General features: G+C 67.2%; 18 protein-coding genes. 8 read left to right on the top strand and 10 right to left on the bottom strand.

What is annotated here, in order from left to right; genetic code table 11:
- Positions 1 to 199: 199 nt before the first annotated feature.
- On the bottom strand, positions 200 to 931 hold the full coding sequence (locus ACFSJG_RS09650; protein WP_378484977.1) for an IclR family transcriptional regulator: 732 nt from the start codon (positions 929 to 931) through the stop codon (positions 200 to 202).
- A gap of 124 nt (positions 932 to 1,055) precedes the next feature.
- Between ACFSJG_RS09650 and ACFSJG_RS09645 the strand changes: the two genes are divergently transcribed.
- Positions 1,056 to 2,642, top strand: coding sequence for an ABC transporter substrate-binding protein (locus ACFSJG_RS09645; RefSeq protein WP_378484976.1), 1,587 nt, complete (start codon positions 1,056 to 1,058; stop codon positions 2,640 to 2,642).
- The gene (locus ACFSJG_RS09640; RefSeq protein WP_378484975.1) at positions 2,639 to 3,820 is read left to right on the top strand and encodes a hypothetical protein; all 1,182 of its coding nucleotides are present in this window, start codon (positions 2,639 to 2,641) and stop codon (positions 3,818 to 3,820) included. Before ACFSJG_RS09645 ends, ACFSJG_RS09640 begins: the two co-directional genes overlap by 4 nt.
- Before the next feature lie 300 nt (positions 3,821 to 4,120).
- Here the strand turns inward: ACFSJG_RS09640 and ACFSJG_RS09635 are convergent, their stop codons facing one another.
- From ACFSJG_RS09635 to rpsF, 6 genes are all read right to left on the bottom strand, one after another.
- Positions 4,121 to 8,701: an NACHT domain-containing protein gene (locus ACFSJG_RS09635; protein WP_378484974.1), complete on the bottom strand. Its 4,581-nt coding sequence runs from the start codon at positions 8,699 to 8,701 to the stop codon at positions 4,121 to 4,123.
- Between the two features lie 281 nt (positions 8,702 to 8,982).
- Positions 8,983 to 11,226, bottom strand: a complete 2,244-nt coding sequence (dnaB, locus tag ACFSJG_RS09630) for a replicative DNA helicase (protein ID WP_378484973.1) — start codon at positions 11,224 to 11,226, stop codon at positions 8,983 to 8,985.
- Positions 11,227 to 11,772: 546 nt separating this feature from the next.
- Positions 11,773 to 12,225, bottom strand: coding sequence for a 50S ribosomal protein L9 (rplI, locus tag ACFSJG_RS09625; protein ID WP_378484972.1), 453 nt, complete (start codon positions 12,223 to 12,225; stop codon positions 11,773 to 11,775).
- Between the two features lie 17 nt (positions 12,226 to 12,242).
- Entirely contained in the window at positions 12,243 to 12,485 is a 243-nt protein-coding gene (rpsR, locus tag ACFSJG_RS09620; protein WP_007537290.1) for a 30S ribosomal protein S18, read from the bottom strand.
- A 70-nt stretch (positions 12,486 to 12,555) separates the two neighbouring features.
- Positions 12,556 to 13,074 carry a single-stranded DNA-binding protein gene (locus ACFSJG_RS09615; protein WP_378484971.1) on the bottom strand — a complete coding sequence of 173 codons (519 nt, stop codon included), beginning with the start codon at positions 13,072 to 13,074 and terminating at the stop codon, positions 12,556 to 12,558.
- Positions 13,075 to 13,156: 82 nt separating this feature from the next.
- Complete coding sequence (gene rpsF, locus ACFSJG_RS09610) at positions 13,157 to 13,444, bottom strand: 30S ribosomal protein S6 (protein ID WP_378484970.1); 288 nt, start codon at positions 13,442 to 13,444, stop codon at positions 13,157 to 13,159.
- Positions 13,445 to 13,615: 171 nt separating this feature from the next.
- On the opposite strand from rpsF, the gene ACFSJG_RS09605 reads away from it, so the two are divergent.
- Positions 13,616 to 14,989 (top strand): hypothetical protein, encoded by a 1,374-nt coding sequence (locus tag ACFSJG_RS09605; RefSeq protein ID WP_378484969.1) that lies wholly within the window; start codon positions 13,616 to 13,618, stop codon positions 14,987 to 14,989.
- Positions 14,990 to 15,009: 20 nt separating this feature from the next.
- Here the strand turns inward: ACFSJG_RS09605 and ACFSJG_RS09600 are convergent, their stop codons facing one another.
- From ACFSJG_RS09600 to ACFSJG_RS09590, 3 genes are all read right to left on the bottom strand, one after another.
- Complete coding sequence (locus tag ACFSJG_RS09600) at positions 15,010 to 16,614, bottom strand: glycosyltransferase family 87 protein (RefSeq protein WP_378485268.1); 1,605 nt, start codon at positions 16,612 to 16,614, stop codon at positions 15,010 to 15,012.
- Between the two features lie 93 nt (positions 16,615 to 16,707).
- A complete protein-coding gene (locus ACFSJG_RS09595; protein ID WP_417716643.1) occupies positions 16,708 to 19,323 on the bottom strand; it encodes a transglycosylase domain-containing protein in 2,616 nt (871 codons plus the stop codon).
- Between the two features lie 214 nt (positions 19,324 to 19,537).
- On the bottom strand, positions 19,538 to 19,963 hold the full coding sequence (locus tag ACFSJG_RS09590; RefSeq protein WP_378484967.1) for a DUF5318 domain-containing protein: 426 nt from the start codon (positions 19,961 to 19,963) through the stop codon (positions 19,538 to 19,540).
- Positions 19,964 to 20,113: 150 nt separating this feature from the next.
- Between ACFSJG_RS09590 and ACFSJG_RS09585 the strand changes: the two genes are divergently transcribed.
- The 5 genes from ACFSJG_RS09585 to ACFSJG_RS09565 all read left to right on the top strand — a co-directional run.
- Positions 20,114 to 20,950 carry a DUF1707 SHOCT-like domain-containing protein gene (locus ACFSJG_RS09585; protein ID WP_378484966.1) on the top strand — a complete coding sequence of 279 codons (837 nt, stop codon included), beginning with the start codon at positions 20,114 to 20,116 and terminating at the stop codon, positions 20,948 to 20,950.
- 10 nt (positions 20,951 to 20,960) lie between these two features.
- Positions 20,961 to 21,815, top strand: coding sequence for a DUF1707 SHOCT-like domain-containing protein (locus ACFSJG_RS09580; protein WP_378484965.1), 855 nt, complete (start codon positions 20,961 to 20,963; stop codon positions 21,813 to 21,815).
- 10 nt (positions 21,816 to 21,825) lie between these two features.
- Positions 21,826 to 22,638 carry a DUF1707 SHOCT-like domain-containing protein gene (locus tag ACFSJG_RS09575; protein ID WP_378484964.1) on the top strand — a complete coding sequence of 271 codons (813 nt, stop codon included), beginning with the start codon at positions 21,826 to 21,828 and terminating at the stop codon, positions 22,636 to 22,638.
- 229 nt (positions 22,639 to 22,867) lie between these two features.
- Complete coding sequence (locus ACFSJG_RS09570) at positions 22,868 to 23,428, top strand: PadR family transcriptional regulator (RefSeq protein WP_378484963.1); 561 nt, start codon at positions 22,868 to 22,870, stop codon at positions 23,426 to 23,428.
- On the top strand, positions 23,421 to 24,442 hold a 1,022-nt coding region (locus tag ACFSJG_RS09565), incomplete at its 3' end, for an inositol-3-phosphate synthase (protein ID WP_378484962.1). The genes ACFSJG_RS09570 and ACFSJG_RS09565, both read left to right, overlap by 8 nt.

Raw genomic sequence — 24,442 nt, 5'->3', positions numbered from 1 at the left:
GCACCAACAGTTGTAGCGGGGGCCACCGACACGATCACATCCGGCCTCGTGTAGTCACGCTCCCCACCGTTACTGTGTGGCCGGCCCACGGGACACACCGTCCGCGTGAAGTCTCGTCGCTGGCGTCAACAGTTCACCGCACGTAGGGAATGCGACGGGGGATGCCCGCTACCGTCATCCCGTTCCCCGATGGCGACCCTCACACATCCGGCCGCATTATGCTGTCCGCTACCGCACCGACCGTCTCCTCGAGCAGCGAAACCCACCGTTGCTCGTCGGCCGAGCCGGTGCCGACAATGCCGAGCGCAGCGGACATCCGACCCGACGGTCCCCGGATCCCGGCGGCGGCGCCGTAGCGACCGTACCGGTACTCCTCACGTTCCCTCGCGATGCCGGTGCGTCGAACCCGAGCGAGGTCGGCGGGCAGGGCGGCGGCGTCGAGCGTGTAGCGGGTGAAGCGCTCGGTGATCGAGTCCGGCGGGTCGCCCGCGGCAAGAAACACCTTGCCGACCGCGGTGGCGTGCAGCGGGAACCGGTCGCCGATCTCGACGGGAGCACCGCCCTGCCGCGGTCCGTGGGCCCGGTCGACGATCACGACGACGCCGCCGATCACCGCACCGAGGACTACCGTTCGTCCGCTGGCCGCAGCCAGACTCCTGACGTGCCACGTGGTTTCCCGCTGGATCCGCTGGACGCACGGCGCGTGAGAACCGAGCGACCACATTCGCATCCCGACGCGGTACCGGCCGTCCACGAGACGGTCGAGGGCGCCCCAGTCGACGAGCTCGCGGACCATGCGCAGCGTCGTCGCCGGCGACAGGGTGCACCGCGCCGCGATCTCGTGGAGGCGCAGCGGCTCGGTCGTGCCCTCGAAGGCCTCGAGGACGCTGAACAGACGGCGGGCCACACCCGTTCTGGTCGGAGCGGTCATGCGTGTACCTCCGTGACGTGGACAACTCGATTTCAACCACTGAAATCCGAAAGTAGCCCCGCATGCTGCGGTCGCGAAGAGTTCGGCGCACCCGATTTCCGTCCACCATCAGAGAGCCCGAATCATGTCTGTTCCACGAAACGTGCGCGCTACCGGTGCAGCCCTCGCGGTGGGTGTTGCCGCGACCGGCGTCGTCGCCTGCTCCGACCAGCCACCACGTGCCGAGGTACTCCGGATCGCGTTGTCCGCGGATCCGCAGTGCCTCGATCCCCACCAGGCACCACACACGGAATCCCTGCACGTGGGACGACAGTTGGTCGCCAATCTCACCGACCAGGACCCGACGACCGGCGAGATCCTGCCGTGGATCGCCACCGACTGGACGGTGTCCGAGGACGCCACCCGATACCGGTTCACGCTGCGGGAGGACGTCACTTTCGACGACGGCACCCCCGTCGACGCGGCCGCGGTCGCGTCGAATTTCGAGGACCTACGGGCACTCGGGGCGAAGTCACCGTTCGGGCGCTCGTACACCAAAGGGCTGCGCGACATCGCGACCCCGGATTCGCGCACGGTCGAGTTCACGTTCGACGCGCCGAGTGCCCAGTTCCTGCAGGCCACCTCGATGGTCACCACTGGTCTACTGGCACCGGCGACCCTCGCCGCAACCCCGGAGGAGCGGTGCACCGGAGGGCTGATCGGGTCGGGCCCCTTCGTCCTGGACACGCACAGCCCGAATGCCTCCACGACACTGTCCGCCCGCACCGACTACGCGTGGCCCGGCGCGACCGCGACGCACAGTGGTGCCGCGGCGGTCGACGGTCTCGAATTCGTGGTGATGACCGAATCAGGCATCCGATCGGGCGCTCTGCAGACCGGGCAGATCGACGTCGACACGGACGTGCAGGCCCAGGACGAGGCGGCGCTGTCCGGTGCGGGTGTCCCGGTGACGGCGCGCGCACGACCCGGCGTGGGCTACACCCTGCTCGCCAACGAGCAGAGTCCGGCGCTGTCCGACCCGGCCGTGCGACGTGCCCTGGTGCACGCGGTCGACCGACCGGAACTGGCCGCGGTGCTGTCGCCGCACGAGACCTACGCGACCAGCGTGCTGTCCGCCGTGACACCGGGGTACACCGACCTCTCGAGTGAGCTGACCCATGATCCGGATCGCGCGGCCGCGGAACTCGACGCCGCAGGATGGTTGCCGGGGCCGGGCAGGGTGCGGGTCAAGGACGGTAGGCCGCTGACCCTGCGCCTGGTGTTCGCGGCCACCGACACGCGATCACCGGTGTACGAGGTGGTCCAGCAGCAGTGGGCGCGCCTCGGTGTCGATTTGCAGCTGATACCGCTCGACGCGGGCGCGAACTCCGAGGCACAGAAGAACGGCGACTACGACTTCGTGTGCTGGGCGGTGACGCGACCGGACCCGGTGGTTCTCGACACGCTGTTCTCCGTGACGAGTGCGAGCAATCCCAATCGGCGGACCGAACCCGGAAACATTGACGTCCTGCTGACCGAACTGGGCCGCACCACAGAACCTGCTGCGCGGCAACAGCTCGCCGACCAGGTGGCCCGCGAGGCGATCGGTCAGGGCCACGCGATACCGCTGTTCGAGCAGTCCGCCGTCGTCGGCGCAGCCGCAGCGGTGAACGGCGTCACGTTCGACGCGTCGAGCCGCCCCCTCTTCTACGGAGCGAGGTTCGAATCGTGACCGGCTGGAACAACTGGCGCGCCGGCTCGACCGCCACCGCGGCCGAGTTCGTGACGGCTGCGAACTCACTGCTCGACGCGATACTGGCCGACGTGCCGGGTGAGCGGACGCGCGGCGAACTCCTCACCGGACTCGCCGCGTCGCTGGCCACGTCCGGGCGCGAGGCGGTCGTCGCGGTCGAACACTTCGAGTCCACGGGGGATGACCGTCGACGCGAGATCGCCGTCCAGGCCCGGGTGATCGGAACGGGCATTGCGGAACTCGCGTCCGCGACCGCCGACCGTGGCGCGGCTGTCAGGGTGCGTAGCAACTGCGAGGGCCACGTGTGGACGCCGGAAGTCGCGGCGCTGCTGACGGGTTCACCGAACGCGCTCGTCGTGATGCAGCAGTACAACGAGTGGCTGCATCAGCTGGTGGTGCTCCGCGACGCGCTGCTGCCGTTCCGCAACTGGGAGGAGGTGCGTCTGCTGGTGGACGAACGCGGGCTACGTCGAGTCGAGGACGCGCGCCGCAGTTTTCTCGCGGATCTGCTCACCCGGTCACCCCGCCACGACGCCGTGGTGCGGCTCGCCGCCGTCGCCGTATCAGATCTGCAGATTCCGGAGCGCGCCTATGGTTTCCGCGTCGAGTCCGGAGTGGTACTGCCGTCAGTGGTGTCGGGATCCTCGTTGCTGACCTCACCGGGCAGCCTGCTCGACTGGTCCGGAACGGGCGGCCGACCCACCGCGTTCGTGCCCACAGTCGACGACTACCTGTCGGTGCCCACGACGACCCCGACACGGGCCGGTCGCCGCCATGATCCGGAATACGCACTTGCCGAATCGAACTACAGCACTGGTAAGACGCTGCTGACGCTACAGTCGGCCGACGGCCCGGACGTCGACCTCGGGCAGGCCCTGCGCGGGCACCGGTACGCCTACCGGGCCGTCGGCGGCGACAAGCAACCACCCGACGACGACGTCCCCCGCTATGAGCCCGCGGATGTACTGGCCGCCGACGGTCTCGTCGACTTCCCGCCCGGCACCCACCTGATCGCCGGCGCCGCGAACGCCCTGACCACCCTCGCGACATTGGGAAAGGTGCTGCCACACAACATAGTCCTGTGGGACGTCCAGGACTGGTCGACGGCCGCAAGCACCGGTAAAGCTGGCCCACCCCGGGTGGTGCTATCGGTGTGAGGCACCGGGAGAGGACGGCGTGGAATTGCTGGCTATCGAGATGCAGCGCAGTTCAGTAAAGACGCCTCGCGACGTTGCCCTACCTCCGGCGAGATGCCGAGTTCGTCAACCGCCGCCCTTCTTCCAAACTCAATGTTCGGACGAACACACTCGGTTGACGTGCCACGACCACCTCCCTTCCCGACCTGGGAGACAGTCTGCAGTTCACCTCACCTCACCCACAACCCGGGATTACCCGGCCGGGACTGCCCCCGGTTCATTTGACACGGGGCAGTCCCGCCAACGATCCGCGACGAGCCACTAGTTGCGCACGGCTCCATCAATTGCTCGATCAACTCCGTAGACGCCGAGTTCGAGAAGGCGGTCAAGGATGTCGAGTAGCGCCGTGATGCGCCGTCGGTCGCGAGACTGTGCCAACCCGCGGACGACCAGATCCGAGATGTAATGAGCTTCCCCGGCAGCACCCGTCCTGATGTCGGCCACGTCTTCACCATGGATGTCGAGAAAGCTGTGCGCGGCAAGGTCGACGAGATCGTCGACCTTGTCCGGCGCTTCCTGCAGCGTGATTAGCAGTTGCGGGATCGCGTGCACGTAGCTTGGTGACGCGATCAAGTCAGCGAGTAAATCGGCGTAAGGACGCAGGCCGTTCCCACGTAGGTGACCAGCCAGGGTGCCAACCTTTTTCCGAACCTCATCATCCTCGTCATCCATCAGGCGGCGCAGAGTGGACAGCACGAGTTCTGAATCGGCGGATCGATCAACCTTCGCAACGCAGACCTCCGCCAGGCCGCCTCGAACTTCCACATCGCTGGCCAGGGCTCGCTCGATTAGCGCTGGACGCCCCCATTGCAGCGCAGCGAATGCCGCCACGCAACCCCCTGCCCTCCGAACCTCGGCATCCGTTGAGCTGAGCATGCGATCGATGACCGGATCGACCATTTCTGGATTGGCGTTGCCGATGTAGATCATCAGGTCGTCCAACTTGTCCGAGGCGAGTAGGAGATCGTCGGCGTCGATAAGACGTTCGAAGGCTGCATAGGCCGTTGGCCGTGCATACCGTAGGCAGGCCGCGATGGTATGCGCGACACAAGCGCGGACACTCAGTACTGGATCGCACGCCAGCTCGGCAAGGTGCGGGGCTACGAGTTCGGTGCGCGTGCCATCAGAGTCGTGGACCAAGAGGTCGCCGAGCGCCTCGGCCAACGCGCCTCGCGCGGTGTTGAATCCGTTTTGGAACAAGTCACGTCCGGGTTGGTGGTTGTCTCGGCGCACGAAGACAGGCGAGTTGTCGACAGGGTGAGGAGCATGCAGTGCCCGGTCGAGAACCATCTCAACGATGTCCAAAGGCACCTCGTCATAGGCGTGACGGACTGCCCAGCCAAGCCAGCGATCGCAGCTGTCGAGGCCGAGACTCATGATATGGCGGATCGCGTCGAAGACGGCTTGCTGTGCTTCCGGGGGAACAGATGCTCCTCCGAAGCCCCGTAGGATCGCAGCGGGATAGGCCGCATTGGTCTCGGTCGTCAACTGCATCGCCAATCCAGCGAATCGACGAGGATCCTCAGCCGTGCGCGCCTCCAGCTGCTCCGCCAACTCGCGAGCGCCGCCTACCTCGCTGCCGAAGTCGCGGGCGTCGTTGTCGTGCTTTGTCATGGCTTGGAGCCACTGCGCGTTGCTCATCTTGCCTGTGGCTGGGCCAACAATCGGGGACCCGACCGTGTAGGTGATGATTCCGGTCGGTGGCTCGGGCAAATCGCGGTCGAACTTGCGCTGGTACTCCTGTAGCCGGCGGAGTCCCACCGGTGATAACCGCCTGCGGTCGAGCGCTGAAAGGAACGTGAAGGCGGTGTAGCCGAACGACCGAAGCCTGTAATGGAGGTCGGAGGATTGGTATGTCGCGGAAAGGTCTCGGAACTGCTCTTCGAGCTGCAGGTGAACCTCATCGCTGACAATCGGCGCTATGGCCTCAACGACCTCACGTGAAAGCCAGTGCGAATCCGACAGGTAGCCTGCTTCCAGGCGGTTGCCGCCTTGGAGAATCAGCTCAGCTGCCCACGGGGCAAAGGTCGGGCCCCCAGCAATCAGGACGCGATACAACAACGACTGCGCCGCGTCGTGCTCGTTGGCGACCAAGAGCTGCAGCACCGACTCGATGGTTTCCGGCGACGTCTGCGCCCACTCTCCGAGCGCGTCCGCCACGCCGTTGTACAACGCGTCATCGACGTCGCCGTGCCCCGACTCCGTAGGAAGTCTCAGGAAGAAGTGCCGGTCGCGAAGAAGATACTGCTCGTGGCGGTCGTAGTGCGTGGCGTTCATGACTGCGAGCAGATGCGGCACGAACGCTTCGGCGAACGCTTGCGGCTCTGCTTTGCATGCTGCCTCGATCATCTCAGTAGCGCCGTACTCGTGAATGCCAAGGAGGACCACCTTGCCGTCGCCACCGAGCACCAGAGCAGACGGACTCTCGACAAAACAGGCCTTGAGCATCTCGATTGCCCAGAGCGGCTGGTATTCAGCAAGCTCGTGTGCCGAGAGCCAGAAATTCTGATCGGCCGGATTGATCTCGCCGGCGCGGACTGCGTCTAGCAACAACTCGAACAGCTGCCGGTGATGGTGCAGGTCGGCGCGCCAGGTCACCGAACGGAGCCACGCCACGTAGTCGGGTGACCGGTTCCGCGCCGTCAAGAGATCAGCCACCTCGGCGCAGTGCTCGGCGCCGGCGTTGCCCATCCAGTTGATGCTCCTTCCGCGTAGTGCGGCGTCGTCGCTGTCCAGCCACCGTTCGATGTGACCCTGGGCGTAGAACGTGTCGAACCAGGTAGGGCGTGCGAGCTGCAGCCACAGCCGCTTCGTGAGCGTGGATTCGCTCTCGGTGAGGCGCAGCACAAGTTCGACATCGTCGAGCGTCGGGGCGCTGACGTTCACGAATACGGCGACCACCGTCTCCTTAATGTGGAAGCGAACATCTGCGCTGCTGAGGACCGCCTCGACCTCCGCCCTGAACCGATCGGGATCTCGCTCACGTAGAAGCTCGAGGATCTGCCGCACCTGCGCGCGTCGGAACAGTTCTTGCTCTTGGGCGCAGAGGAATTCGACCATCGACTGCTGTCGCGACAGCCACTGGCGGGCGAACGTGAAGTCGAAGAACGTCTCGTGAAAGAAGGAGACCCGGTCACCTTCGATCGCGATGACCTGTTCGGATGCGAGAACCCGCGCGTGTTTGATGAAGTCGCCGGGATCGAGGATTTCAACGGGGACGGATAGCGTCTGGTTGTCGCTCGCAGTGTTGGCGATCCGGGCCAGCACATCGTTGAACAACGTTCCAGGCCGTCGTTCCTCGGAGGTCTGTTCTTTGCGCTGCCAGAATGCTTCGAAGAGCGATCCTCGGGAGGTGAAGTTGAGGGCACCTGGCTGGTCGGCGATCGTCTCGAGCAGAACGAGGTTGAGCGGTGACCTGAGGAGTGCACTTTGCGTAGCAGTGAGCAAGTCGGGATCGAGACCCATGGCTGAGACAGCGTCCGCCACCGCTTCGTCAGGTAGCGACCCAACCGTGAGGCGCTCGACATCGTTCCGCGCATCGAGTTTGCGGATGCGGTAGTCGTTCTCGACGTCAAATAGTCGGCAGGCCAAGATGACACGCACCCCGTCAACCGCCGTTGCTTCCTGAATGAGATCGGCGATGACGTCGTAGCACTCCGAGAGGCGGCCGGACGCTAGCGACACTGCATCGAGTTGATCAATGATCAGGAAAGCGTCCCGGCCGTCTGCCGCCTGTCGCAGCGCCGCAACCGGCGAGGTCGACAGGCCCAGCTGAATACCCAGTTCGACGGTCGAACCGACGGCGCCACGGCGGTCAAGCCGGAACGCCAATACCTCGGCGTCCTGCGCCTCGAACTCGCGCGCAGCCTGGTAAAGCACAGAACTCTTGCCCCCACCGCCAGCTCCGACGACGAGTGCGAGACGGGTACTTCCCATCAGTTCGACGAGGTCTGCGGACTCCGTCCTATTGATCGGTGGCGTGAGTAGCTCGCGTTCGATCGTGCCTCGCCAACTCTGGGTCGTCGCTACGACCTGCTCATGGGAGGTGCGTTGTGCCACCGCGTCGCATGCCGTAATGCCCTTGCGGGCTAGAGCATCGAGCAGCTCGCGTCGCGTCATGCGCGTGCGCAGGTTGTCGAGCAGTGCTGCACCGACGGCAACCGCCATCAGGTCGCCGGTCGCGCCCTCCAAGCTGACGTCGGCGAGCATGGCGTTGGTCATGACCAGCTGCTCTTCGACTTCAACCTCGATCCACATTCCGCGTAGGGTCTGCCAGGCCACCTCAGAGCTTTTGAAGACATTCGTCGCGGTCAGCTCATCGAAGGTCGACCTCAGCTCGCGCGTGAGCTGATGCGCAACGAACTGCTGTGCGTCCGCCGATTGCCGTGATCGGTCGGCCATGACCCGAAGTGCCCCGCTCGGAGTCATCGAACTGAAGTGGAACTCACGCCCAGCGGCAACGTGGCGAGCAGCTGCCTCCAAGACGCCGCGTCCTCGGAGGGCTGCGATCGTCCAGTGATCGGTGATGTTGTTCTGGCGCTTCACCTGGGTCACCGCTATGTCGCCGTGCTCGTTGACATAGGTGAACTCCGAGCCGTCAGCCAGTTCGGGGTCGATCTCTTCGAGCGTGAGACTGCGGCGCTCGTCCTGGATGCAGAACAGAGCGTGACGGATGGCCCAGGCCAATTCGTATCTGTTGCCTAGCTTGTCCGCGACGCCACCACTGGCGCCGGTCATTCTGGGTGGTGCCGGATGCTCTGGCATGGGAGTGGCCGCGCTGCTCGACTGTTCGGATTTCTCGATCTCCCCATCAGACGGATAGGGAGGCGGGGTGCCGGTCACAGCAAAAGAATAGTTGCGCCGAGCGACATTCGCCGCTGCGACGCGGTTCCAATGTTCGGCGCACCGTTCACCGGACGGCGGGAAATGATACTGACCAACCATGTGCCCGACGACGCCTCCCCTGGTTGGTAGTGGGGGCTGCATCGAGGTGACACCCCTCGCCGCATTGTCCGCCTCATCGGATGCGACACCCCCGACGCTCGTCCCAGAATCATCCTCTCCGAGTCTGTCTCACATTTCGGCGATGGCTGTCGCACGCAGCGATGATGACGACGACGCAGCTACCCCCGAGCCATATCGACAAATCGCGAGTAATGCAATTGGTGCGCAACGGTAATCGTCGCCGTTGGTCCACCACGGTGCTTGCCGAGAATGATGTCGGCCTCTCCCCCGCGCGGGTCGTCGCGCTCGAAGGCGTCGGGGCGGTGCAGCAGCATGACCATGTCGGCGTCCTGCTCGAGGGAGCCGGACTCACGGAGGTCGGAGACCTGCGGGCGCTTGTCGGTTCGCTGCTCGGGGCCACGGTTCAGCTGGCAGATCGCGACGACGGGGACTTCGAGTTCCTTCGCGAGCAGCTTGAGGCTACGCGAGAATTCGGAGACCTCCTGCTGTCGGGATTCGACCTTCTTGCCGGACGTCATCAGCTGGAGGTAGTCGAGGACGACGAGCTTGATGTCGTGTTTCTGCTTGAGCCGCCGCGCTTTTGCGCGGATCTCCATCATCGTGAGGTTGGGGGAGTCGTCGATGTACAGCGGCGCCTCGCTGATCTCGCTCATCCGCCGCGCCAGACGCGTCCAGTCGTCGTCGGTCATCTTGCCGGAGCGCATGTCCGACAGTTTGATCTTCGCCTCCGCCGAGAGCAGTCGCATGACGATCTCCGTCTTGCTCATCTCGAGGGAGAACAGGACGCTGCCCATGCCGTGCTTGATGGAGCAGGACCGCATGAAGTCCATGCCGATGGTGGAGTTGTGCGTCGGGACCATCGCGTGTCCGGCGAGGTACAGGTGGTCGGCGTTGTCCACCTCGACGCAGCGTACGGGGACGCTGCCGATGCGCCGGACGGCGACGATGCGCCTGACCCCGACACGACCCTCGCGCCCATAGCGAAGTTCCTTGTGCAGCATCGCCTTCCGGTGACCGCCGAAGACATCGTCCTCGGTCGCGAACGTCACCGTGGTGTCGTCGGCCCGGAACTCGTAGCCGAGTCCGGCCAGAAGATCACGGAGTCCGGTCGCGAATTCCGTCCCGGGGGAGTCGATGTCGATCGATCCGTCGGCCTGCACGGTCGCGATGGTGTCGAGGATGCCGGCGAGGAGCATCCGGCGCTGGGACACGGATGCGCGGAGGTACCGAGCGGGAATCCGGCGCGAGCCGGCGTCGCAGAAGGCGGAGAGGTCGGCGTCACCCTCGGCCTCGATCCGCATGACGACCTCGGGGTCGGCGGCCGTGGTGGCGACGGTGCCGTCGCCGAGCCATGCGCCGAGCGTGTACGGGGGCACCGGCAGCGTCTCCGCCGGCAGATCCAGGGGCCGCGTGTTCACCACGACGTGCCCGGCGTCGAGGGTGGCCGCGATGTCGCCGGTGATCCGGACGGCGGCGACGCCACCGGCCTCGGTGGCCCACTGGTGCTGCTCGTCCGCGACGAGAACGGTGCCGTCGGAGAACGCGACCTCGTAGCAGGGGCGGTCGGTCATGACCTCGGTCGCCGCGACGACGACGGTCGGCCGCCCGTGCGCGTCGAGGAGGCGGTCGCCGACCGCGACCTCACCCATCGTGGTCCAGCCGGTCGGCGTGGGCAGGGGAGTGTCGAGGGCGAGTGCCTTGCCGACACCGGGACGGGCCGCGACGATGATCATCTGGCCCGGATGCAGGCCGTTGGTCACTTCGTCGAGCTCGCTGAAGCCGGTGGGGACACCGAGGGAGATGCCGCCGCGGCTGGCGATGGAGTCGATCTCGTCCATCGTGGGCTGCAGCAGTTCCTCGAGGATCACGAAGTCCTCGACCGCGCGCCGCTCGGTGACCTCGTACACCTCGGCCTGCGCCCGGTCCACGACCTCGGCGACGTCCTGGCCGTCGGCGCCTGCGTAGCCGAACTGGACGATACGAGTGCCGGCCTCGACGAGCCGGCGCAGGATCGACTTCTCCGCGACGATCTCGGCGTAGTAGCCGGCGTTCGCCGCCGTCGGCACGGTCTGGGTGAGGGTCACCAGGTACGGGGCGCCACCGACGCGGCGCAGCTCGCCCTTGCGGTCCAGCTCGGCCGCGACGGTCACCGGGTCGGCGGGCTCACCGCGCGAGTACAGGTCGAGGATCGAGTCGTAGATGCTCTGGTGGGCGGGGCGGTAGAAGTCTCCCGGGCGCAGCTTCTCCAACACGTCCGCGATGGCGTCCTTGCTGAGCAGCATGCCGCCGAGCACGGACATCTCCGCCGTCATGTCCTGAGGGGGCTGACGCCCGAAGTCCTCCCGGGGCGGCTCGTCCGGTTCCGGGTAGTCCGAGTGCCCGCGATCGTCGACAACCGCCACGCGATAACCGTCCCTTCCGAAGTACGTACTGGTCGCGCGAAACGCGGCCTGACACCGTACGAGATTTCTACGCCTGCCCACCGACATTCGCGCCCGCTGCGGTCCGAAGCGACCTGCTCGCGGAGCGCCTCGTGAACACGCCCGCGACGACGTTAGGCACCGCGGTGGATCGGGGCAAGGAGGGTGTGTGCACACACCTGTGGATGAATTGTGGAATCGCCTGCACACCACTGTTCACCAGTTGTGGACAAACTGGGGACAACGAACATCACACATCCAGAACAGCCTGGTCAGGGCCTGTTTATGTGTTCACACACATGTGGATTGAAAGTGGTTCGGCGTGTCCCAGCGCTTGACAAGCCGGGCGTGTTGCGCATGCCACTCGATTTGACAACGTGATTCGCCACACAGTGACCGATCTCAACTGCCTCGGCAATTGTCGGTCATCAGTCACAACGTGCTGACGTGCTCGGTTTCGCGTGAAACCCAAAGAGCGGGGCCCCACAGACATGGTCTGCGGGGCCCCGCCGATGAACGGGCGTCGGACTAGCCGGCGACGACGTTCAGGTGGAACTTGGCGGTCACATCCGGGTGGAGGTTGACCTGAACCAGGTGCTTGCCGGTGGCCTTGATGTGAGCCTTCGGCAGCTCGACGGCGCGCTTGTCGACCACGGGGCCACCCGCAGCCTTGATCGCACCGGCGACGTCGGCAGCGGTGACCGAGCCGAACAGCTTGCCCGAGTCCGAGGTCTTCACCGAGAGCGAGATGCTCTCGACGCCCTCGATGGCGGCCTTGAGCTCCTTGGCGTGGTCCAGGCCGCGCACCGCGCGGGCTTCCTGGGCACGACGGATGCCGTCGACCTGCTTCTGCGCGCCACGGGTGGCAGCGATGGCCAGGCCGCGAGGCAGCAGGTAGTTGCGGCCGTAGCCGTCCTTGACCTCCACGGTGTCGCCGGGCGCACCGAGGTTGTCCACGTCAGCGGTGAGGATGAGCTTCATGACTTCCCTCCCTTTCCTTAGCGAGCCGTAGAGACGTAAGGAAGCAGGGCGACCTCACGCGAGTTCTTCACGGCAACCGCCACGTCCCGCTGATGCTGGACGCAGTTGCCGGTGACACGGCGCGCGCGGATCTTGCCGCGGTCGCTGACGTACTTACGCAGCAGCGTCGTGTCCTTGTAGTCGATCTGCACGTTCTTTTCCTTGCAGAAGGTGCAGACCTTCTTCTTCATCACCTTGTCGCGCAACGGCGGCTTCGGCATTGTCCTTCTCCGTACTTCTCAATGTTTCTCGCGCTCGATCCGCGACGGGGAACACGGTCCCCACCCGGGATCAGAACGGCGGTTCGTCGTTTCCACCGCCACCGAAGGAACCGGACGCCTGCGGGGCGCTGCCCCACGGATCGTCAACCGGCCCGGAAGCGGCCGGGCGTCCACCGCCCGAGCCACCCGAGGAACCGAACCCGCCGCCGCCACCGCCGCCACCACGGTTGGCCTTGTTGACCTTGGCCGTGGCGTAACGGAGCGAGGGGCCGATCTCGTCGACCTCGAGTTCGACGACAGTGCGCTTCTCGCCTTCGCGGGTTTCGTAGGACCGCTGCTTGAGCCGTCCCTGCACGATCACCCGCGAACCACGAGTCAGCGACTCTGCGACGTTCTCCGCTGCCTCACGCCAGATGTTGCAGCGGAGGAACAGCGCTTCGCCGTCCTTCCACTCGTTGGTCTGACGGTCGAAGGTGCGGGGCGTGGACGCGACAGTGAAGTTCGCGACCGCGGCGCCCGCGGGGGTGAAGCGGAGCTCGGGATCAGCCGTCAGATTTCCTACGACGGTGATCACGGTGTCGCCTGCCATGTGGTTCCTCCTGCAGTGTGTGGAATCCAGATTGCCCCGAGCCTAGGGCGTCACTCGGACACGGGCTCGGTGCTCACTGCGATCACTTGGCGTGGCGCAGGACCTTGGTGCGGAGCACCGACTCGTTCAGGCCGAGCTGGCGATCCAGCTCGTTCACCGTGTCAGGGGTGGCCTTCAGATCGATGACCGCGTAGATGCCTTCGCTGTGCTTGGCGATCTCGTAGGCGAGACGACGCTTGCCCCAGATGTCGACGTTGTCGACGGAGCCGCCGTCCTGGCGGACAACATTGAGGAACGTATCCAGCGACGGGGCGACAGTGCGCTCGTCCAGGCTGGGGTCGAGAATGACCATCAGTTCGTAATGACGCATAAGACCTCATCACCTCCTATGGACTGTGAAACGGTCACGGACGATCCGTGACAGGAGGGTCGTTGCGTCAGCAACCTTTGCAGGGTACACGAGGTGCCGCTGACCTGCGAAATCGCCCCCGCATCCTCCAGGGCACCCGACGACGGGTGCCGAAGCCCATAGGGTGATCGCATGCGGACACCGATGCGGGCGAGCCTCTGGACCCCCCTCGTCGTGACGTTGGTGTGTGGGCTCACCCTGGCGCTCGGATACCTGAACAAGGCGCGCTGCGCGGGAGTGCCGTACGACGAGCAGGGCCGCAGCCTCGTCTTCGACAGGCTCAAGGACTCGTCTGTCTGCTACTCCGACATCCAGTTCCTCTGGCTCGGCCGCAGCATCAACGACCACGTCTTCCCGTACATCAGCGGCGGCATCAACGGCACCGGCGGACTCGTCGGCGGCACCGTCGAGTACCCGGTGCTGAGCGGACTGCTGATGTGGATCGGAGCGATCGGCTCGCACACCGACGCCGCCTTCCTTCTCCATTCCGCGCTGATCCTGACGCCGTTCGCGCTCGCCACCGCGTGGATGCTCGGCCGGCTGTCCGGCTGGCCCGCCCTGCTGTGGTCGGCCGGCCCGCCGCTCGTGCTGTACGCCTTCCACAACTGGGAACTCCCCGTGGTCGCGGCGGCCACCGCGGGGATCTTCGTCGTCCTCGCCTACGACGCCGTCCCGCTGCGCACCCGCGCCGTGCTCGCTGCGGTCCTCTTCGCGATCGGGGTGTGCCTGAAGATCTATCCTGGCGCCTTCGTCCTGCCCCTGATGGCGTACGTGCTGACCGGGGGAGTGGGCGGCCGGGAACTGCCGCCGTCCGTGTCCGGCCGCTACGACGTCAAGGGCGCCCTCGCCGTCGCGGGCGCCGCGGTCGCGACGACGGTCGCGATCAACCTGCCGTTCGCAATCCTCGGCCGCGAGGGCTGGCTGGCGTCGTTCGCGTTCCAGTCCGACCGGCAGGCCGACGTCACCACGAACTCCGTGTGGTACTGGGGAATCCGGCCGCTGTTCGGATCGGTCGACGGCCCCGGGAGCGCGTACGCCGACTTCGTGTCGTTCGCGTCGCCGCTGCTCGTCATCGCGTCCTTCGCGCTGGCGGTGTGGCTGGGGTGGCGCCGCTACCTGCGTGAGGGCACCTATCCGTGGGTCGCGGTCAGCGGAGCGATGCTGTGCGGATTCCTGTTGCTGCACAAGGTGCACTCACCGCAGTACACCCTCTGGCTGATCCCGTTCCTCGTGCTGCTGCGAGTGCCGTGGACGCTGGTCGGCGCGTACCTGATCGCGGACCTCTCGCTGGGCATCGGCGTGTTCCGGTTCTTCGCCGCCCTCGGTGCGGGTGAGGACGCGTCGACCGAGGAGTTCGCGGTGCAGTTCGGCGTGTGGGGACGCGCTGTGCTGCTGCTGGTGTTCTTCGTCCTGTTCCTCCGCGCGGATCTGCGCGGATACCGCCGCGGCAGGCACGAAGCCGTGCCCGAACCCGTCATCGCCGAGGCCGCGAAGAGCACCGCCTGAGGCCCGCCCACGCCGGCGCGTCAGCCGGTGCGGACCGGACCGGCCGTCGACCACGCGTGCGGGGACGGCGCCGGCCGCAGCCATCGAGGCAGCCACGACGGCGGGTCGTCGGTCGCGCCGTCCAGGACACCACCGACGGGATCGTCCACGCCCGCACCGCGAACCAGGTCCTCGGACGGACGGTATATCTGCCGGATCACCATGACGCACAACGCGATCACAGCCAGGTCGCGGACCACAACGGTCGCGGTGAACCACTGCTCGGGCAGGCCCCGGTTCGACACCCCTAGGTAGTAGAACATCCGCGGCACCCAGACCAGTGCGTCGATCGTCATCCACGCCAACAGGATCCGGCGATGCGGCAGCGCAAGCACGGCCAGCGGCACCAGCCACAGGGAGTACTGCGGGCTCCACACCTTGTTCGTCAGGAGGAATCCGGCGATCAGCAGGAAGCACAACTGCGCCACCCGCGGGCGCCGCGGCGCCGTCAGCGCGATCCACGCGATCCCCACACACACGGCGACGAACAGCAGCAGCGACACCGCGTTCAGGATCGTCGGGCTCTCGCCGCGGGCGAGCGGACCGTCGAAGCCGGCCCACCCCGTGAACGAGGAGACGACGTTGTACAGCGAATCCGGATCGGCGCCGCGCTCGGAGTTGAGCCGGAAGAACTCCCACCATCCCGACGGGAACAGCAGGGCGATCGGCAGATTCACCACCAGCCACGCCGCACCGGCGGCGGCCGTGGCGCGCCACCAGTCCCGGACCCGGCCCGCCCGCAGGCACAGCACCAGCAGCGGACCCAGCAGCATCAGCGGATACATCTTGACGGCGCCGCCGATCCCGAGCAGCACGCCGGCGAGCACCGGCTTGCGCCGCGCCCAGGCCAGCAGGCCGGTACCCGCGAAAGCCGTTGCCAGCGGGTCGAAGTTGGTGAAGGCGTGCACCACGACGAGCGGGGACACCGCGACGAGGGTCGCGTCCCACACGCGACGGCCCGCGAGCAGCACCGTCGACCACACCGTCACCAGCCAGGCGATGGCCAACCCGAACGCGACGACGGTGAAGTACAGCACCACCTCCAGCGCCCCCGGCAGCCACGGCGCCGCGTGCCACGCCTTCGCCACCGTCATCGACGCGTACTGGTAGAGCCCCGCGACCACCGGGTACTCCATGTACCGGGTCTGCACCGAACCGTCGGGTGCGGGTTCCTCCCAGGACTTCTTGTACGGGAACGCGCCCTCGTCGAGCCGCTCCGCGCCGTACAGCGGCACGGTGTCCGAATAGCAGAGCGCGGTGTACTGCCTGCTGCCGCTCCAGTCCAGGCCGAGTGCGCCTTCGGGACCGTTCGGCGCCTGCTGGATGCACGGCGCTTTGGCCGTCCACCCCAACGCCAGGAAGACCACCGCCAGCAGCAGGATCACCCGCAGCGGCGTCCAGAACCGCTGCCTGCCGATCGCAGCCCGTCTGCCGACTGGCCCACCGAGGACGGTCGACACCTGCGCGGTGAGGCTGTCGTTCCGGCTGGGCAGGTCCCGGTCGACACTGCGCAGGTCGGCCGCCAACGGACCGGGGGACACGATCGTCACCGCCGTGGCAGCCGCGTCGGCGCCGGGGGTCACCACCGACCCCGCCGGGTCGGCGTGGATCGAGTCCTGCCCGGTCGCCGCTGCGCTGCCGCCTGAGTCGTCCGCCACGACGGCGACGTTACCGACCGCCTACTGACCCTGGGGTACGAGCTGTCTGTTGTTGGGCGATCCCGCAGTGTCGGCGTCGTCGCCGTCCCCGTAGTCGTCCACGGTCGGCTGACCGGCGGCGGGCCCGGTCTGCGTGGTGCCGTTGCCGGTGCCGGTGCCGTTCCCCTGTCGGGAGGTCGCCGGCGCCAGGCCGGGAATCGGGATCGTGACACCGGGCAGGATCTCGACCGGCGTCTGCGTCACCACCACCGGCGGCAGCGTCAGCTGCGGCGCGGTCGTCGTGGTCGTCGGCGGCGGGGTGTACGGCGCCGTGTACGCCGGCACACCGGCCTGGCCGCCGATCGCCTCGGGCTTCGGGAACTGATCGACCTTGGAGCCCTCGAGGGCGCCGTCCATCGTGTCCTTCCAGATGTCCGACGGCAGACCCGAGCCGTACATCAGACCGCCCCACGCGTTGGTCAGCGGCAGGCCCTGTTCGGTGCCGACCCAGACCGCCGTCGACAGCGACGGCGTGTACCCGACCATCCACGCGTCCTTGTTCTGGCCGGTGTCACCGAGCTGCGCGGTACCCGTCTTCGCCGCCGACGGACGCCCGCCTGCGAGGCCGTGACCCTTGGAGTACTGCGCGATCGGCTGCATCGCCGCGGTCACGTTGTCCGCGACCGCCGCCTTGAGCCGGACCTCACCGGTCGACGCCTCGCCGCGGTCGAGCAGGACGGTGCCGTCCGCGGTGACCACCTTCTGGACGAAGTGCGGCGCGCGGTAGACGCCGGACGCGGCGAGCGTCGCGTACGACGACGCCATGTCGAGAACTCGGGACTGGTACTGGCCCAGCACGATTCCGTTCTCCGACTTGCCGTTGGCCTCCTGCAGGCTGGTGCCCTCGACGCCCGGGATCTGCTCGGGGATGCCGGCCTTGTGCGCGATCTCCGCGATCTTCTCGGGACCGTCCTCGATGGACAGCATCTGCCGGTAGAAGCTGGTGTTCAGCGACCGCTTGAGCGCCTCGGCGATGGTGCAGTTGCCGCACGACTCGCCCTCGACGTTGGTGATGGTGACGCCGCCCAGGGTGAGCGGGCCACTGTCGTACATCTTCGACAGCGGGATGCCCTCGTTCAGCGCCGACGCGAGGCCGAACACCTTGAAGGACGAGCCCGTCTGGAGGCCGGCCTGCGCGAAGTCGTAGCCGGCACCCTCCTCGCCGCCGTAGTAGGCCTTGACGCCACCGGTCCGCGGGTCGATGGAGACGACCGCGGTGCGGGTCTCCTCGTTCTCGCCCTCCATGTTGCTGGCGACGGCGTCGAGCGCGGCCTGCTGTGCCTGCGTGTCGATGGTCGTGGTGATCTGCAGACCCTCGGTGTTGAGGACCTGCTCGTTGATGCCGTTGGCCTCGAGTTCCTTGATCACCTGGTTGCGGATCAGTCCGGCGGGTCCGCTGCCGACGGCGCCGGTGTCGGCCTCCGACTGCGGCACGACGTACGGGTAGACCATTCCGGCGCGCTGGGTGGCGTCGAGCGTCTTGGCGGACACCATGCCGTCGAGGACGTAGTTCCATCGGGACTCGGCACCCGTCGGGTTCGTCGACGGGTCGAGACCGTACGGCTGCTGGATCGTCGCGGCGAGAACCGCGCCTTCTTCCACAGTCAGTTCGCCGACCGGCTTGTCGAAGTACGCCTCCGACGCGGCGGCGATTCCGAACACGCCACGACCGAACGGAATCGTGTTCAGGTAGGCGGCGAGGATGTCGTCCTTCGACCACTGGCGTGCCATCTTCGCGGAGATGACCAGCTCCTTCAGCTTTCGCGTGTAGGAGTGCTCGGAACCGACGAGGGCGTTCTTCACGTACTGCTGGGTGATCGTCGAACCACCACCGGCGCTCGCCTTGTTGAGCAGCTGGTCGCGAGCCGCGCGCGCGAAGCCGGACACCGAGAAGCCCGGGTTCGAGTAGAAGTCGCGGTCCTCCGCGGCGAGCACGGCGTTGCGGACGTGCTCGGGGATCTGGTCGACCGACACGTCGGTGCGGTTGCCCTCCGGCGGGACGATCGTGCTGATGACGCTGCTGCCGTCGCTGGCGTAGATCGTCGCGACCTGGTTGGTCTTGATGTCACCGGGCCGCGGGACGTCCTGCCCGACGTACGCCACCATGAACACCAGAATCGGGACGACCAGGCCGAGCGCGACGAGGCTGTACAGGGTGCGGCGCACGATCTTCCAACGCTTGGACTTCGTCTTCTTCGGAGGCTTCGGAGGCCCGCCGCCGGTGCCACCGGACCGTCCGGAGCGACCGGTGGGCGGGGGACCGGCCGGGGGCCGGCCGCCACCGCCACCCGACTGCGTCGGGCGTGAAGTCGCGTTGGCACCGGTGTTGCTACGTGACTGGGGCTGCGCCGCGGTCCGGGACCGGTCCTGCGGGCTGCCCGGCCGAGCGGCCTGGGCGGTCACGGCCTGGGTGGCCGGAGCGGGACGGGACGGGAGCGGCTGGCCGGGGCGCTGCGCCGACTGGGCGGGCTGCGGCGAGTACGGCTGAGGCTGACGCGGCGCACCCTGCGCCGGCCGCGGCGCTCCCGGGTACGGCTGCGGGGGCCGGCCACCCGCGGCGCGGCGCGGCGGCTGGCTCGGACCGGTACGCGGCGGCATCGGGCCCGGCCGGCCGTAACCGGGTGGCGGCTGCTGCGAGTACCCCGGAGGGCGTCCACCCTGCTGCGGGCCGGGACGGGGCTCTCCGGTGGGTCGACCACCCTGCGGATCGTTGTAGGGGGAACTCACGTGGGGTATCTCCAGTACTTGCTTGGACACGACTGTGTCACTCGGTGTCGGCCGGTTCGGCCTCGGTCAAGGTCGTCGGCGCGACTCACTCACTCGCCGTGCGCCGGCTGTGGGCGCGGGTGGTTCTGGTCCGTGTCGGCTTCGGTGTCGGCACCGATCCGAGTACGTACGACTGCACGAGGTGGTTCCAGTTGCAGGTCCGGCACACCTCGACGACGTGGACGGAGAACTCCTCCTGCGTCGCGGCGAGGCGGACCAGCTCCTCGGCGGTCCGGGCCGATCCGGACACCGGACCGAGCCTGTCGCCGAACACCCACGACACGAGGGTGAGCTGCTCTTTCCGGCAGATCGGGCACGTCACGTCCGAGGGCTTGCCGTGGAACTTCGCAGCGCGCAGCAGGTAGGGGCTGGCATCGCACACCTCGGTCACCCCGGTCCGGCCGGAGTACACCTCGGCCAGCAGGGATCGCCGCTGGAGGGCGTAGTCCACCACCTGCCGCTGCAATCGCACGTGGACCAGAGTACGTGGGAGGCCCTCCGCGGTCTCGGGTCATGCTGCAGATTCGGGCCGCCGTTCCTGGATGAACAGGACGAATCTCCTGGTCCGGCGCGGTGACGGTCCACACAGTGCGATCGTCACCCCACCCCTATGATTCCCCGGGTGTCACCGCTGCGCGATTCAACCCGGGCCCGGGACCTCGACCGCACGAACGCCCGCTGGCTTCTCGATGCCGCATACGCGGAGGGGCAGCTCGGAGCCGGTGAGTATCACGACCGGATCGCTCAAGCCGCGTCCGCCGCGACACTGCGGGACCTCCGGGATCTCACTTCTGACCTGCAGTTGCCCGCCTCGGTCGTCGACACCCATCCGGTCGGCCGCCGGTCGACGCGCGGTCGCGCCGCCGCCGTCGCGGCGATCGTGGGTGTCGGTCTCGTCGCGAGTGCGGTCGCGGTGGCCGTCGGCCGCGGCGAATCGGACTCCGCAACCCCCGACACGCCTGTCGTCGTCGTTGCCGACCCCGACCCCGGCTCGGGCTCCGACGCCTCACCGCCGGACCTCACGAAGCCGGTCGACGCGTTCACCGCGGCGGGCATCGACATCGTCGTGGACCGCTACCGATTCCAGTTCGGCGACACCGCCGCCACCTCACTCGCGCTGTATCCCGACGCGGTACGGGTGACCCGCGCCGTGCCGGGTGCACCGGGCCGCTCCGACGTCTACGAGCTGACCGGCTCGTTCGTGCACACGGGTACCGAGGCGTCGCCACCGAAAGCCACTCCGGTGGAGTTGGACCAGATCGACTCGGCGGCACTCGCACGACTGATCGCCGAGGCCCCTGCGCGGATCGGTGAACCGGCGGGCCGCGTCGAGCACGTCTACGTGACCGATTCGGGTAGGCCCACCGTCACCGTCTACGTGCAGGACGGCGGTCGGGGGCTCGGCTATGTCGTCGCCGGCCTCGACGGCAGCGGTGCCCAGACAATTCGGGCGAATTAGGATTCCGCCCGTGGCCCGCCCGTACCCGCCGTCGACCCGTGCGACCGACACCGACCGCTCCGCTGTGCTCGCGCTCCTCGATGCGGCCTTCACCGACGGACAATTCGATGCGGCCGAGCACGACCTGCGGGCGGACCTGCTCGCGGACGCCAGAACCCTCGGTGACCTGGCCGCCCTGGTGGAAGATCTGCAGGACGCGACGCCGCCTCGGCCCACCACATCGGTCCGCGCGAGCTCGGGGCCCGCGGGCCCCGCGACCCGTGCCCGCCGCTTTCTCGTCGGAACACTGGTTGCCGCCGCCGCTGCCGCGATCGCCGCGTTCTGGTTCGTCGGTAGGGAGGAACCGCCGGCGGTGGCCGCTCCTGCCGAAGCAACGACGGCTCCGGATGTGGCTGCACTGCCGGCTCGCGTCGTCGCGACGCCCGATCTACGGACGGCCGAGGGGTTCGCGCAGTTCGTCGAGGACTATCGAGCCAAGTTCGGTGACACCGTCGTCGACGACCTCACGATCTGGGACGAGTACGCGATGTTCACCCGCGCGATGCCGCAGCAACCGAACCGGGAGGTCGAGTACTCCTACCGGTACGGGTTCGCACCGCGGTACGACCCGACGACACGGAGCCTGGACACGCCGACCGTGGACCTCGCCGCCGTCGACCAGACCGCGCTGGCGCGCCTGCTCGCCGAAGCCGTTCCGATGCTCAACGTTCCCGGCGGGGAGATCACGCACATCTCCGTGGATCCCCCGGGCCGGTACGGTCCGGCGTCCGTCCGGATCTTCGTCGGGAACGACTTCAGCGAGAGCGGCAACCTCGAGGCGTCCCTCGCCGGCGAGATACTCGACGTCTCGCCGTACGGACAATAAGGAGTCCCCGATGTCCACGACCGGCGCGCAGCTGCGTGCGCGAGACACCGATCGCGTCGAGACGTGCGGTCTGCTCGACACCGCACACGCGGAAGGCCAGCTCACCGACGCCGAGCACGCGACTCGCACCGATCGGGCGATGAAGGCGGTCACCTTCGAGCAGTTGGGCAAGCTCGTCGACGATCTGCAGATCCCGTCGCGGTACGCCAAGTCTGCGGTGGTTCGCCCGGACCGCCGACCGCGGGACACGGAGTCCGTCGACAGCCGGCGGTGGGCCGGCGCTGCGGGACTCGTCGTGGTCGCGGCCGGGATCGGCGCCCTCGCCGGTTCGTGTTCGGACGGCGGCGTCGCCGGGTTGTCGTCCCCGTCGATCCCCACCCTCACCACCGGTGAAGGGATCGCGCACTTCATCGACAACTATCGGGCAACGTTCGGTGACACGGTTGCCGACGAGGTCCTGCTCTACCCCGAGCACGCAGTGACCGAACGCCAGTCGGAGACCGACCCGGCACGGTACTCGGGCTACCTCTACGACGGCGAGTTCGATTCGTGGGGGAGCGATTCGGCCCGCCCCCGGGACACCCGCACCCTCGACCTCGGCGCGGTGAACGTGGCTGCGATCGCGCAACTCGTGTCGGGCGCCCCGCAGTCGGTGCGGATACCCGACGGCACGATGTCGCAGGTCCGGTTCGAGTACGGGACGAACGACCGCATCGCCGAACCGGTGGTGCAGATCTACGTGCAGGACGAGTACGACGAATCCACGTTCATGACCGTCACCTTCGACGGTGAGATTCTCGAGGTGATGGTCCCGTCGGACTGAGGTCGTCGCGCGGTGCCGTCATGCTCGTCTCCGCGTCACGTCCGAGGCTTCGCTGCGAATGTGCAGGTCACAACGCTGCCTGCGGCGCAAACCTCGCTGTCCGATCCCGCGGTCGAACTGACTGTTCCACCACATCACACGTACTACCCGTGCGTTCGTATATATCGGCGCGATATAGTTGGGCATCGCATCATGCGGTTAGGTCCGGACGATCGAGGAGGTGGACAGGATGCTCGAGCTCGCGGTTCTCGGGCTGCTCCTCGAATCGCCCATGCACGGATACGAGCTGCGGAAGCGGCTGACCGGGCTGCTCGGCGCGTTCCGCGCCTTCTCCTACGGGTCGCTCTACCCGACGCTGCGCCGCATGCAGGCCGACGGGTTGATCGCCGAGGACGCCGGTCCGGACGGGACGGTCAAGCGCCGCGCCCGCCGCGTCTACAAGCTGACCGACAAGGGCCGGCAGCGGTTCACCGAACTGGTTGCCGACACCGGACCGCAGAACTACACCGACGACGGCTTCGGGGTGCATCTCGCCTTCTTCAGCCGCACCCCCGCAGAAGCGCGGATGCGGATCCTCGAAGGTCGACGCCGTCAGGTCGAGGAGCGCCGGGAGGGGCTCCGCGACGCGATCGGGCGGGCCAGTGGCTCGCTGGACCGCTACACCCGCCAGCTCCACCAACTCGGACTCGAGTCGAGCGAGCGTGAGGTGCGGTGGCTCAACGAACTGATCGCTGCCGAGCAAACACCAACAGCGTTACCCAAGAAAGAAGGAGAACCCGACCATGGGTGAGAACAGCACCGCGGTGCGCGTGGCCATTGTGGGCGTGGGGAACTGTGCCTCGTCCCTGGTCCAGGGCGTCCAGTACTACCAGGATGCAGACGAGAACTCGTCCGTTCCCGGCCTGATGCACGTCAAGTTCGGGCAGTACCACGTCCGCGACGTGAAGTTCGTCGCCGCGTTCGACGTGGACGCCAAGAAGGTCGGGTTCGACCTCTCCGAGGCCATCAACGCCAGCGAGAACAACACCATCAAGATCGCCGACGTGCCGCCGCTCGACGTCCCCGTCCAGCGTGGCCCGACCCTCGACGGCATCGGCAAGTACTACGCGCAGACCATCGAGCTCTCCGACGCCGAGCCCGTCGACGTGGTCAAGGCCCTCAAGGACGCTCAGGTCGACGTGCTCGTCTCCTACCTCCCGGTGGGTTCCGAGGAGGCCGACAAGTTCTACGCGCAGTGCGCAATCGACGCGAACGTCGCGTTCGTCAACGCGCTGCCCGTCTTCATCGCCTCCGACCCCGAGTGGGCCGCGAAGTTCAAGGACGCCGGCGTCCCGATCGTCGGCGACGACATCAAGTCGCAGGTCGGTGCCACCATCACCCACCGCGTGATGGCGAAGCTGTTCGAGGACCGCGGTGTCGTGCTGGACCGCACGTACCAGCTGAACGTCGGCGGCAACATGGACTTCAAGAACATGCTCGAGCGTGAGCGCCTGGAGTCCAAGAAGGTCTCGAAGACTCAGGCCGTCACCTCCAACCTCGAGGGCCCCCTCGCAGGCAAGGTGCACGACCGCAACGTGCACATCGGCCCGTCGGACTACGTCGAGTGGCTCGACGACCGCAAGTGGGCGTACGTCCGCCTCGAGGGCCGTGCCTTCGGTGACGCCCCGCTGAACCTGGAGTACAAGCTCGAGGTCTGGGACTCCCCGAACTCGGCAGGCATCATCATCGACGCCGTCCGTGCGGCGAAGATCGCCAAGGACCGCGGCATCGGCGGACCGGTCTACCCGGCCTCCGCGTACCTGAT

It is taken from the genome of Rhodococcus gannanensis, from assembly GCF_042681175.1.
GTDB classification, from domain to species: Bacteria; Actinomycetota; Actinomycetes; order Mycobacteriales; family Mycobacteriaceae; genus Rhodococcus_G; species Rhodococcus_G gannanensis.
The sequence above is the reverse complement of the archived record's forward strand: the minus strand, read 5'-3'. Positions and strand labels throughout refer to the sequence as shown.

Excerpts from the sequence above, each read along its gene's own strand:
- rpsF (WP_378484970.1), bottom strand. The coding sequence starts at position 13,444 with ATGCGTCATTACGAACTGATGGTCATTCTCGACCCCAGCCTGGACGAG.
- ACFSJG_RS09575 (WP_378484964.1), top strand. The coding sequence starts at position 21,826 with ATGTCCACGACCGGCGCGCAGCTGCGTGCGCGAGACACCGATCGCGTC.
- rpsR (WP_007537290.1), bottom strand. The coding sequence starts at position 12,485 with ATGCCGAAGCCGCCGTTGCGCGACAAGGTGATGAAGAAGAAGGTCTGC.
- ACFSJG_RS09570 (WP_378484963.1), top strand. The coding sequence starts at position 22,868 with ATGCTCGAGCTCGCGGTTCTCGGGCTGCTCCTCGAATCGCCCATGCAC.
- ACFSJG_RS09615 (WP_378484971.1), bottom strand. The coding sequence starts at position 13,074 with ATGGCAGGCGACACCGTGATCACCGTCGTAGGAAATCTGACGGCTGAT.
- ACFSJG_RS09595 (WP_417716643.1), bottom strand. The coding sequence starts at position 19,323 with ATGCCGCCGCGTACCGGTCCGAGCCAGCCGCCGCGCCGCGCCGCGGGT.
- rplI (WP_378484972.1), bottom strand. The coding sequence starts at position 12,225 with ATGAAGCTCATCCTCACCGCTGACGTGGACAACCTCGGTGCGCCCGGC.
- ACFSJG_RS09645 (WP_378484976.1), top strand. The coding sequence starts at position 1,056 with ATGTCTGTTCCACGAAACGTGCGCGCTACCGGTGCAGCCCTCGCGGTG.
- ACFSJG_RS09605 (WP_378484969.1), top strand. The coding sequence starts at position 13,616 with ATGCGGACACCGATGCGGGCGAGCCTCTGGACCCCCCTCGTCGTGACG.
- ACFSJG_RS09650 (WP_378484977.1), bottom strand. The coding sequence starts at position 931 with ATGACCGCTCCGACCAGAACGGGTGTGGCCCGCCGTCTGTTCAGCGTC.